At 38.9% G+C, this 11,922-nt stretch carries 9 protein-coding genes, 1 rRNA gene and 1 pseudogene; 6 read left to right on the top strand and 5 right to left on the bottom strand.

Annotated elements, in window-relative coordinates:
* Positions 1 to 338: 338 nt before the first annotated feature.
* Positions 339 to 794: a DUF948 domain-containing protein gene (locus M3210_RS18540; protein WP_251517507.1), complete on the bottom strand. Its 456-nt coding sequence runs from the start codon at positions 792 to 794 to the stop codon at positions 339 to 341.
* Positions 795 to 945: 151 nt separating this feature from the next.
* On the opposite strand from M3210_RS18540, the gene cwlD reads away from it, so the two are divergent.
* A complete protein-coding gene (gene cwlD / locus M3210_RS18535; protein WP_251517505.1) occupies positions 946 to 1,662 on the top strand; it encodes an N-acetylmuramoyl-L-alanine amidase CwlD in 717 nt (238 codons plus the stop codon).
* Positions 1,663 to 1,759: 97 nt separating this feature from the next.
* Complete coding sequence (locus tag M3210_RS18530) at positions 1,760 to 2,821, top strand: Mrp/NBP35 family ATP-binding protein (RefSeq protein WP_251517502.1); 1,062 nt, start codon at positions 1,760 to 1,762, stop codon at positions 2,819 to 2,821.
* A 92-nt stretch (positions 2,822 to 2,913) separates the two neighbouring features.
* Here the strand turns inward: M3210_RS18530 and M3210_RS18525 are convergent.
* Positions 2,914 to 4,265 (bottom strand): annotated as a pseudogene (locus M3210_RS18525) (IS3 family transposase).
* Between the two features lie 291 nt (positions 4,266 to 4,556).
* Complete coding sequence (gene gerD, locus M3210_RS18520; protein ID WP_349774381.1) at positions 4,557 to 5,195, bottom strand: spore germination lipoprotein GerD; 639 nt, start codon at positions 5,193 to 5,195, stop codon at positions 4,557 to 4,559.
* A 148-nt stretch (positions 5,196 to 5,343) separates the two neighbouring features.
* Here gerD and M3210_RS18515 point away from each other — a divergent pair, with 148 nt between their 5' ends.
* Together M3210_RS18515 and M3210_RS18510 are read left to right on the top strand one after the other, a co-directional pair.
* Positions 5,344 to 6,015: a KinB-signaling pathway activation protein gene (locus tag M3210_RS18515; protein ID WP_251517497.1), complete on the top strand. Its 672-nt coding sequence runs from the start codon at positions 5,344 to 5,346 to the stop codon at positions 6,013 to 6,015.
* A gap of 133 nt (positions 6,016 to 6,148) precedes the next feature.
* Complete coding sequence (locus M3210_RS18510; RefSeq protein ID WP_251517494.1) at positions 6,149 to 8,272, top strand: glycoside hydrolase family 3 protein; 2,124 nt, start codon at positions 6,149 to 6,151, stop codon at positions 8,270 to 8,272.
* A 37-nt stretch (positions 8,273 to 8,309) separates the two neighbouring features.
* On the opposite strand, the gene M3210_RS18505 is transcribed toward M3210_RS18510, so the two are convergent.
* Positions 8,310 to 9,878 (bottom strand): glucose PTS transporter subunit IIA, encoded by a 1,569-nt coding sequence (locus M3210_RS18505; RefSeq protein WP_251517492.1) that lies wholly within the window; start codon positions 9,876 to 9,878, stop codon positions 8,310 to 8,312.
* A gap of 328 nt (positions 9,879 to 10,206) precedes the next feature.
* On the bottom strand, positions 10,207 to 10,962 hold the full coding sequence (gene pdaB, locus M3210_RS18500; RefSeq protein WP_251517489.1) for a polysaccharide deacetylase family sporulation protein PdaB: 756 nt from the start codon (positions 10,960 to 10,962) through the stop codon (positions 10,207 to 10,209).
* Positions 10,963 to 11,237: 275 nt separating this feature from the next.
* Between pdaB and M3210_RS18495 the strand changes: the two genes are divergently transcribed.
* Both M3210_RS18495 and M3210_RS18490 read left to right on the top strand, forming a co-directional pair.
* Positions 11,238 to 11,453: a hypothetical protein gene (locus M3210_RS18495; protein ID WP_251517486.1), complete on the top strand. Its 216-nt coding sequence runs from the start codon at positions 11,238 to 11,240 to the stop codon at positions 11,451 to 11,453.
* Between the two features lie 409 nt (positions 11,454 to 11,862).
* Positions 11,863 to 11,922 (top strand): 16S ribosomal RNA (locus M3210_RS18490); the annotation flags it as partial.

Genomic DNA, 11,922 nt, shown 5'->3' with positions numbered 1-11,922 from the left:
AACCGCCCATTTAACTTCACTAGAATAAACGTTTTTGCCCACGCAAAAACACCTCCGAATTAGTATTGGTTTGATTATACCATTTCGAAGGTGTTTTTTATTGTCTCATTTTATTGTGTTAGTCTATATTTGGCTGAGTGTTTTAGTATTTCTCAGCATCCTAATTGGTTTTTTGAGTACAATTGGCGAACAATATACAGCCGCAACAGGAGTAATGGTGGGAGGAATTATCTTCATTTGCGGACTTATTCCTGCTCTGTATATTTACTATTTACGAAAAAAGAACAGGGAGGAATAACAAAATAGATCAACCAGAGCTGGACTCTGATTGATCTATTTTACTGTTGTGATTCCTGGGTAACAACAACTTTTCTCTCATTATTAAATTCCTTAGCCTTTTGGAAAACCATAGCTCCCAATGTTAAAGCTCCATATAGACCTTCCAGGTTCTTTCTTGTAGCAAATGTTCCAGTATCTTTATCCTCAAATTCCTCAACTGCATTCACCATGTTAGCTGATAGATGATGCGTTGCTCTTCCAACGTCACCTACGAGGTAAAAAATCGGAGTCAGTTCTTTCAATTGAGTATTGATCTGTTGAAGTGTATCTACTCCTGTATGCAGTGCTTGATTTGCTTGCTCGCTTACATTGTTTACTGTGTCTGGCAAGCCTTCTGTTGTTTCTTTCACATCTGATAAAATGGCAGAAACTTTGTTAATTGGTCTGATTAAAATAACTGTTCCTGCCAATAGGGCGATTCCGATGATGATTAACCCAATACCTACCCAAATCATCGCAAAACTCCTCTCAACCGGTTTTATAATTTCTTACCACGACATGTCTTAGTATAAACGTTCTTCCTTTAGCATACCACATTTCCATAGTCATAAACCGTTCTTATACTCCATAAAATTTAAATAAATGCTTTCAAAGGGTGGCGTCAGGATGGAACGTTATTACAAGATAGGAATTTGGTTATTTGGTTTAGGTGCACTTGCTTATTTAATTCAATTACCAATACAGCAAACCGACACGACTTGGGCATCATGGTCCCTTCCTTTATCGGGAAAAGTCATTGTTCTTGATCCGGGACATGGTGGACCTGATGGTGGGGCGGTTGGGAAGGATGATACGCTGGAAAAGGATATTGCTCTTAATGTGTCCAAACAATTACAGCGCTATTTGCAGCAAGCTGGAGCCCTTGTTTATTTAACCAGGGAGACAGATCAAGACTTGGCAAGTGAGGATACAAAGGGTCTTTCCCGGAGAAAATCAGAAGATATCCGCAATCGACTTGAATTTATTGAAAGTAAGGATGCTGATTTTTTCCTTACGATCCATTTAAATGCACTTCCATCAGAAAGGTGGCGTGGAGCACAAACGTTTTACTATCCAGCTTTTGATGAAAATAGACATCTCGCTCGGATGGTTCAAGCGGAAATCCGCCGTAATTTAGAAAATACAAATCGGGAAGCATTGCAAATTGATGGGATATATTTGTTGAAGCATTCTGAGACCCCAGGTGCACTTGTTGAGATAGGTTTCCTATCGAATGTGGAAGAGAGAGAGCTCTTGAAAAGCGAGGAATATCAGGAGCAAATGGCTGCCAGCATTTATCAAGGGATTTTACGTTACGTTACAGAAGAGATAGAGGAGGATTAGTGTAACCGTCACCAAACAAGCTAATTCCTTAGGTTTTTGCAGGATTATGTTATACTTATTTGTATACATACATATGCAAAATAAGGATGGTGACTATATGCTAACGAAAGAACAAGTAATCGAGCTCTTAGGTCCAGTGAGGGATCCATTTTTACATACGACACTAGCAGAAACAGATGGAATCAAGGGTGTTACAATAAAGGAAGATAAGAATCATGTCAGTGTGAAAATTGGCATTTCTAAAATGAATACAGGCGAACAAATGCAAATGCAACAAGAGATTGTTGGCATTTTAAAGAAAAATGGGGCAAATACAGTAGGTTTACGCTTTGAGCAACTTCCAGAGGAAGTCATCCGTAAATATCAGCCGGCGGTTGAACAGGCGCAGGAAGCTTCACTTATGGGTGGTAATACTAATACGAAGTTTATCGCGGTTGCATCAGGAAAAGGTGGCGTTGGTAAATCAACCGTTACCGTTAACCTTGCTGTAGCGTTGGCAAGGCTCGGTAAAAAAGTCGGGGTAATTGATGCCGATATCTACGGGTTCAGCGTACCGGATATGATGGGAATCGAGAACCGCCCGGTCGTACGCGGAAAGAAAATCATTCCTGTTGAACGTTTCGGTGTACAAGTGATTTCCATGGGCTTTTTTGTAGAAGATAATTCACCGATTATTTGGCGTGGTCCAATGCTAGGAAAAATGCTGAATAGCTTTTTCTCTGAGGTGGAATGGGGCGATTTAGACTACCTACTGCTCGACTTGCCTCCAGGAACTGGTGACATTGCGATGGATGTCCATGAACTGCTTCCTACATGTAAGGAGATTATTGTGACTACACCTCACCCTACTGCTGCCTTTGTTGCGGCACGCGCAGGACAAATGGCATTAAAAACAAACCATGAAATCCTTGGTGTAGTGGAAAATATGGCTTATTTTGAAAGTAAACTCACCGGTGAGAAAGAATATGTATTCGGTCAGGGTGGCGGACAGAAGCTTGCTGAAGTGCTTAAAACAAAAGTACTTGGTCAACTTCCGCTACAACAGCCGTATATGGATGAAGAAGTGTTTGCTCCATCCGTATACCAAGAAGATCATCCGAACGGCCAAGAATTCCGCCGAATGGCTGCAAAAGTTATTGCTAAAATTGAGGAAGAATAAATTAGCGGGCATCATTTAAAGCAAATTATATATATTACGATGAAAAAAGCACTGCAAATGAAGTGACCTAAAAGTTAGACACGGTTAATTCATTATGCAGCTTGCTCAAAATGAGTTCGGTATTGTACCGGACTCATTTTTAACTTTGCTTTCAACCGTTTCGTATTATAGTATTCTATATATTTTTGTAGTTCTAGTTTAAAATGCTCTACATTTTCGAATTCCTTATAATAAAGAAATTCTGATTTCATAATCCCAAAGAAATTCTCCATCACAGAATTATCATAACAATTTCCCTTACGGGACATGCTTTGCTTGATCCCTCTATCTTGAAGGGCATGACGATATTGTTTCATCTGATAATGCCAACCTTGATCGGAATGCATGAGTAATTGATGCTTTGCCGGCAAGCGAATAAGAGCTTTCTCCAACATCTCTGAAACGAGTGAATACGTTGGTCTAGAACCTATTGTATATGTAATAATTTCTCCATTGAATAAATCTAATACTGGCGATAAATAAAGCTTTTCACCAAATAACTTAAACTCCGTTATATCTGTTACCCACTTTTGATTTGGTTCCTCTGCTGTAAATTGACGATCTAAATGATTTGGTGCCGTTTTTCCTACAGTACCTTTTTAAGATTTGTATTTTTTCATTCGCACTAAACATTTTAGGCCAAGTTCTTTCATAATACGTTGGATCTTTTTATGGTTCACTTTTTGTCCACGGTTAGCTAGCTCATCACGAATACGGCGGTAGCCGTATCGACCATCATGTTCCTCATAGATAGCTTTTATTTCAGCTTTCAAATTAATATCTGGATCTGGCTGATTCATTCTCTTCACCAAATGATAATATGTACTACGTGGTATATCTGCGAGCTTTACGAGTGCCTTCACCGGATATTTATGCCTTAACTCATAGACTACTTGCGCTTTGTCTTGTTTGGTGATTTTTCCTTGTTTTGAACTAAGGCATTCAACTTTTTTAAATACTCATTTTCCATTTCCAGCTGTTTAATACGTGCTTCAAGTGCTTCTACTGAATCTTCAGCTGGTCCTTGTTTTGGTTGTTTAGATGATTTCTTTCCCATGAATGGACGCCCCTTACTTGGTTCAAGGGCTTCAATACCACCACTCTTCATCTTTTTCTGCCAATCATACACCATGGTATAACTAGAGATTTTAAAGAGAGCTGCGGTATCCATTAATGACGCACCAGTTTGAACCATATAGTTTAGTACGTCTAGTTTAAAACTAACAGAACAGTTTGTACAGGGGTTATTTAATCCTTCTACTCCATGCAATTCATATAATTTCAGCCAATATTGGAATAGTGCTCTGGGAATGCCCAGTTGCTTTGCATATCCTTTTTTAGACATTATTTTCGGATTATATCCTTGGATAATATTTAACTTCATATCACCTGTATATTTAGTCATATTAAAACTGCACCTCCAATTGTTAGTTAGTGTCTAACAATTGGGGTGCAGTTCAAAATGCAGTGCTTTTTCGTGCTTTTTCGCTTCTGCCTTTTAATTTAAGTCTCATGTCCTTTCAGGGTTTGAATTTAGGTGAGAGAGGTAACGTGAGGGGGATCTCATGTCCCCTTAGGTTTTGAATTTAGGTGAAAGACGTAATTAGAGTTACCTTAGAGAGTGAATTCTCAAAAAGGGACCTTTGTTTTAGGTCCCTTTTTGAGATTTTTGGTGCTGATGATGCGGGAAGTAATATTACTGACCAGCTCCACCGCCGCTACCTCCACCACCTTCGCCGCCACCACCGCCGCCTCCACTGCTTCCTCCACCTTCACTACCTCCACCACCGCTTTGCTTCGCTTGTTCTTCTGCGGCTTTTAGTAGGATTTCTTGGATTTTTGCTTGGAAGAGAGGAGTTTCAAGTGTTTGTTGAATGGTTTCTTCTAGGTGGGAGCGAAACTGTTGGCTTTTTAATGTAGACAATATCAATGCAGACATTTCTGGATTTTGTAAGAGCTCTAATATTTTCCCTTGATATTCTGCATCATTCATTAGGTCTTTCAACCATTTCGTTTGTTCATCCTTGATTGCTTCTGTATATCCTTGTACAAACTTCGGATCTTCAAATAATGATTTCCACATTTCTTTACCTTTATCACTTACCAGCGTCTCGTTAATGGCTGACTTTACGACATCCGACTGGATGACAAGTTCTTCCTTTAACTTCTCGTCCTTTAGCATTTCTGCTAATGTTTTTTTACCATCTTCAGTCTGTAAAATGTCAACGACCATTTTTTTGGTCTTTTCATAATCTGTTTGCTCTTGGCTTTGGCCGTTAGCTCCACAGGCCGTAAGAAATATAATGAATATAATGAGAAGAAATGATTTTTTCATCATTGTCCTCCTTTCTCATCATTTAAAGCACTCACGGTATAAATATTATGAGTGACAAATTTAATAACTATGCATACAAAATGAGGTAAAATGCCATCGTTCGTGTTAAAATACAATCATACGCACGGAAAATGTAGGAGGATTCACGTTGAATATTCGTAAACTGATAAAGTTTTTATTTAATACGTTGATAATAGGTGGACTAGCCGGGTTAATTATTAGCTTTTTTATTAAATGGGATACGTATATGATGTACCTTAACCCAATCAATTGGATGGAAATCATAGGCTTATTGACTTTCTTTGCGGGGTTGGGATTCACTTTTGCTGTCGTTAGTATGACTGGTTATTTTGCATATCTTTATATCCATCGGTTTGGAATCAGTTTATTCCGTTCCTTTTGGCCAACTGTACAGATATTGCTGGTTGCATTTATATTATTTGATTTAATTTATTTCCCATACCGAGGGTCTGATGGAGAAATAGGTATATATTGGTTAATCCTTGGTAGCTTGCTGTTCTTCGGTTTTTCTTGGATTGTTGCCAAGATAAAACAAAAAGAAACGAACAAATCTGCTTTCATTCCGACATTGTTCTTTATGATTGTGATTACAACGGTCGAGTGGACTCCAGCATTAATTGCTGAGGGTACCGATTATGTTTGGCTGATGTTCGCACCACTTCTTGCATGTAACACCTATCAAATCATTGGCTTACATCGTATTGCCAATCGTGTAGACGGTAAATCGAAGAAAGACCCAGCGAGAAGAGAATCTGCCGCTAAAAAGAATATGAAGCATACTGCAACATCAAAAGCTTAAATAAAATAGCTGAGTCTATAAAAAGACTCAGCTTTTATTTATAAGCAAACGTTTTATGAGAATAATACGAAGAAGGAATTCCATTTTTCGGTGAATTAGGACAGATGATGGACTTTAGGAGGAATGATTTGGAATGAGAGAAAATCAGCCGCAATTGGAAGTGAGGAAGAAAAAGCTCATTGAAGTAGATGGATATACATTTAAAGATTTAAATGGGAACGGAAAACTGGATCCTTATGAAGATTGGCGTTTAAGTCCGGAGGAGAGGGCAAGAAATCTAGTGTCTTTGATGAACATTGATGAAAAGATCGGTATGATGCTGATTAATTCTCGGAGGATGGGACTTTACCAAGAGGATAAAAGCAAGACGAGCCATGATGGAATCTTGGATGAGGCAATTGTGGAAAAAGGTGAAAGCATCTTTGCTACGAGTAAAGTATACGGAACGACACATACAATAGAGGAAAGACATTTACGGCATTTTATCTTACGTGATAATTTTAGTCCTTCTGAAACCGCAGAATGGATTAATACGATGAATGAAGTTGCAGAGGGAACCCGCCTAGGCATTCCAGTTTTAGTTGCGTCGAACTCACGAAATGAAAACGGTGAGTCGATTTTTGGAATGAACGACGCAATTGGTATTTTTTCCACTTGGCCGGGTACACTGGGTCTGGCTGCAGCTGCAATGGGTGAAATAAGAAATGGGGGAGATGCATCCCTAATCAATGAATTTGCAAGGATTGCGAAGAAGGAATGGAATGCGACCGGCTTAAGAAAAGGGTATATGTATATGGCAGATGTCGTTACAGACCCAAGATGGCAGCGTACCTATGGAACGTTTGGAGAGGATCCGGAATTCGTTTCTGATGTGATTGGTCGAATCATCGACGAGTTTCAGGGGGAAGCATTAGATCAGAGTAGTATCGCTATGACAACAAAGCATTTTCCGGGTGGCGGTGCCAGGGAAAATGGGTTTGATCCACATTATAAAGAAGGGAAATGGAATATTTACCCGACCCCAGGCAGTTTAGAGAAATATCATTTACCTCCTTTCCAAGTGGCTGTTCAACATGGCACTTCTTCCATTATGCCTTATTATTCCATACCAAGTATTAAAAATAGTGTTGTTCAAGAATTCGAAGGAGAAGAAATCCCGTTTGAAGAGGTTGGTTTTGCCTTCAACTACTATTTCTTAAAGCATATTTTACGTGACAAATTAGGGTTTGAGGGATATATCAATAGTGACAGCGGGATAGTCAATAACATGAGTTGGGGTGTAGAAGATAAGAGTATTGCAGAACGGTTTGCAAAAGCGGTTAATGCTGGTACGGATATCGTTGCCGATACAAATGATATTGAGAATCTGAAAAAAGCTTACGAAAATGGCTGGATCAGTGAAAGACGATTTGACGAAGCGAATGTGAAATTGCTTACGGAAATGTTTGCTCTTGGATTATTTGATGACCGGACGTACAATTCTCCTGAAAAAGCGGATGAAGTGGTAAGTACAAAGGAACATTGGGATAAAGCATATGAGGCACATAAGAAGTCCGTTACAATATTAAAAAACACGAATAACACGTTGCCATTAACCTCTGAGAGTCTAGCTGGAAAGAAAGTATACGTCCAAGCTTATCATAAGGACAAAAAATCTGTGGGAATTTATCAGAAGGAGGCTCTCGAAGCTGTCGGTGAATTGGATGCATTTACAATAACCGACAATTATGAAGAGGCTGAGATTGCAATTCTTTTCCTTCAACCGAAATCAGGTGCATATTTTGATGCGACACCAGGATTATTAGAACTTGAACTTACTGAAGATAAAGAGTTACAGGCGTTGGATGGAAGAGTTTACAATGAAACAACATTAAGTGACATTGCCCACCTAAAACTCGTTGCGGAAGATGTGAAAGGCCGCGGAGGTAAAGTAATCATCAGTTTGAATATCATCCTTCCTTGGATCCTTGGAAATGTTGAACCTTTAGCAGATGCTTTAGTTGCAGGATATGACACTTTTTATAAAGCTCAGATAGAAGTAATGATGGGCAATCATAAACCATCGGGGGTACTACCACTAACTTTACCCGCAAGTGAAAAAGTAATTGCAGTCGATGAAGATGGCAACTGTATTACACCGAATGACGTACCAGGTTATGATAAAGACAAATATCTACCTGAAGGTATGAGTTATGCTTATAGGGATAGTGATGGAAACATTTATAGACTTGGACATGGACTAACCTATGAAGCATAAAAAAGCGCCAGACACATGTAAGTGTTCTGGCGTTTTTTTATGCTTCCAACTTTATTAAATCATCTTCATTGGTTACATCTTCATCAATAATGGGATTAATACTTCTATACTCCTCATGGTTTGTGATTACAATCGGTGTAACTGTTTGATAACCTGCATCTGTGATTCTGTTTATGTCGAATTCAATTAAAACGTCTCCCTGCTCCACCTTATCCTCTTGTTTAACAAGGGATATAAAGTATTGTCCCTTCAAATTCACTGTATCAATTCCAATGTGGATGAGTATTTCTGCCCCACTATTAGAAGTCATGGCAATTGCATGTTGACTGGGAAACAAGGTTGTCACTACGCCATCAGCAGGAGCGTATACTTTTCCTTCGGCCGGTTCAATTGCAACGCCTCTCCCAACCATATTAGTTGCAAAAAGGGGTTCGTTTACGTCAGAAAGTGAAACAGTTCTTCCGATGATGGGGCTTGTAATGGTTTCTGATTTAATTGTGACAACCATATCTTTATAGGAAGCATCAGACTTCGTTTGAAAGCCAAAAGTCAAGGTTAACAATAGTCCAACTCCAAATGCTACGCCTGTCCCGACCAAATGCAGACCGATTGGTGAAAAAGCAGGAATAGAGAGTGCGCTTGGAAGTACAAAGTCATTCATAACAATTCCAAAGCTTCCATTAAGTGCTCCACCAATTGCTCCGGCTATCACTACATATACTAAAGCTTTCCTGAAGCGGAGGAGTATCCCGTAGTAAATCGCTTCGGTTGTACCTGCTAAACTACCAGGGAGGATTCCGCTGGCTGCTAGGGAGCGTAATGCATTATCTTTTGTCCGGATAAATACTCCAATTGCGACACCAATTTGGGCGAATACTGCAGGGGCAGCCATTCCAATTATCGGATCTGGTCCATTTGCAAGATTCGCGATTGCCAGAGGGATGATTGTCCAGTGTAAGCCGGCAATAGTAAGGAATGTCCAAGCCCCACCTAGTACCGCACCAGCCAACAATCCGCTGCGGCCGCTTAGGAAGCTGATGGTCGATCCTAAACCTTCACCTACTAGAGTGCCGAAGGGGCCAAAGACAAGTAACGTCAATGGAACTAATAGTGTAAGAGAGATCAATGGGTTGATAAACATTTGAATATCTTTATAGATGATTCTTTTTAATAATTTTTCCAGCGCAGCATAAACAAAAATAGCAATGAATATGGGAAATACTGTGGAGGAGTAGTTCGCTAAACTAATCGGTAAACCTAAAAAATGCATGGAGTCTACCCCGCCATTGACTAAATTAATGATATCTGGGGTTAACAGCGCTCCACCTATTGCCCCACCGACATAACCATTGGCACCGAGTTTTAAGGGAATTGTGATTCCAAGAAAAATAGGAAGGAAATAAAAGATGGAATTACCAGCAGCCGACAATGCTATATACGTTCCGCTATCTGAAGACAGCCAGTCCGCTGAAATGGATATGGATAAGGCCGCTTTTAATAGTCCCGCTCCAGCTAGGACCCCTATAATTGGTGCAAAACTGCCGGATATGATGTTCAATACTTTAGTTAGTCCCGTTTCCTTTTGTGTCGTGTTTTGATCACTCATCGTCAAACTCTTTTTCGGATAATGTCATAATTATGGTATTTAAAGGAATGATAGTACCTGTAATCCCCTATGTGAATGAATAGATTAGCCGATGAAGGACTTTATATAAGTAAGTGCTATATTTGTTGTTGCTAAAATATCATCAACTGCTATAAAGATTTCCCATCTCCCTTAACTACAATACATATCTTTTGCCAAGTGGAGGGAATATATCGCCTTTAAGTATGCAATAGTTCAAACTGAATCCAAGAGTATGAAATATAATAATAAAGCATACCGTTTCTAAAAAATAAAAGCCAGGTGATTTATCACCTGGACGATTGAAAGTTTATTCTATAATTTCAATTTCCGCATGAGCTTGACTAATCAGTTCGCTAATAGGTACAAACTCGAGACCTTTATTTTTTAATCCTGGTAGGATAGTTTCAAGTGCTGGAGCAGTCCGTGTAGCAGAATCAGAAGCGTGAAGCAGGATAATGTCTCCATTTGTAGTATTTTTCATCACTTCATCTACAATTTCTTCGGTAACAGGTTTGTCCCAATCATTTGGGCTCACATTCCAGTGAACAACCTCGAATCCCATTGATTTGGCCAAGTCGAGTACCTCTTCGTTAAAATGACCACTTGGTGTGCGGAGAAGTTTCATATCTTCAAATCCAAGCTTTCCAAATACTTCTTGCGCGTGAAATAAGTCGCGTCTAACTTCTTCAATATCCTGATCTAAATAGCTTTTGTATCTGTAGCCGAGCATTCCGATTTCGTGTCCATCCTCAGTAATCTTCTCGATGATGGCGGGATGGCGCTCTGCCCATTCACCACTCAAAAAGAATGTTGCTTTTACGTTTTCATCTTTTAATGTTTCTAAAATATCATGAACCTTTTCATCTCCCCAACTGATGTTGAAGGTAAGAGCGATATTAGGTTCTTCTGCGCTTCCCTTTGTGAATGCTACATCTTCACTGGCATTCCCCCAAAGAGTAAAGTTCGATTGTAAGAGAAAAATACCGGCAACAAATAAAATCATGGCACCAACTGTAACAAACCTTCTTCGTCGATTGAATTTCAAAACGTAAAAATGATCCACATTCGTTCCTCCTTGCATAGCTTGTCTTATTTGATTATATGAAAGGGAACGGTAAATATGATTAGCTGTAACGCAGCGATGAAATGAAAAAAGTTAAAAAAATGGGTTGAATAATAGTGGGAATTGGGAATAGAACAATGTGACAGAAATACAAACATCTCTCAAAAACCGATGATTCTCTACATAGATTTTGTATAATTATCGTAGATGATCCCCTATGTTGTCGGCAGCAAATTAATTAATTTATGGAATATATATGATTTGGGGTGAACAAGGTGTTAGGACTATTAATAAATGAAATGGAACAAAAGGAGATAGAGTATCTGATTAAAAGAGAATTGGAAGAACTCTTATTGGATCTAGAAGACAGCAGAATTGATTCGGTTACCAAGAAGTCGATGAGAAAAAGGTATCAGAAACTTTTCCAACTCTTACTACGTGTAGCGAATAGAGAAGAATGTCTTCCGTATATACCGGCAAGGAACATATAGGCTAAGTGTTAGGGCTTCTTGAAAGAAGTCCTATTTTATTTTCTAATATATATGACGTTGGTAACATTTAGAGTTTACTTATGACAAATATTTTTAAAAAATGTCTTGCACATGTAAAATAATTGTGATATAGTAATTTTTGTTGCGAATTTAATACATTTTGTCAACACGAATGTTGAATTAAGTTGTCCATCAAACAATGATAAAAAACTTAAAAAAACATGTTGACAATTAATCGGAAACATGATAAATTTAAATTCGTCGCAAAAAACGACAAACGTTATATTGCTCTTTGAAAACTGAACAAAACAACCAGTATGTCAAGCGAGGTCACGTGAGTGACCAAGCATAAACTTAATAAGAAAACCCCGTTTTCTTATTAAACAACAGCTAAGTTTTTTCAAACACTTTTATGGAGAGTTTGATCTTGGCTCAGGACGAACGCTGGCGGCGTGCCTAATACATGCAA

This window comes from Oceanobacillus luteolus (assembly GCF_023715655.1).
GTDB classification, from domain to species: Bacteria; Bacillota; Bacilli; order Bacillales; family Amphibacillaceae; genus Oceanobacillus; species Oceanobacillus luteolus.
This window is presented reverse-complemented; position numbering and strand designations above follow the sequence as displayed.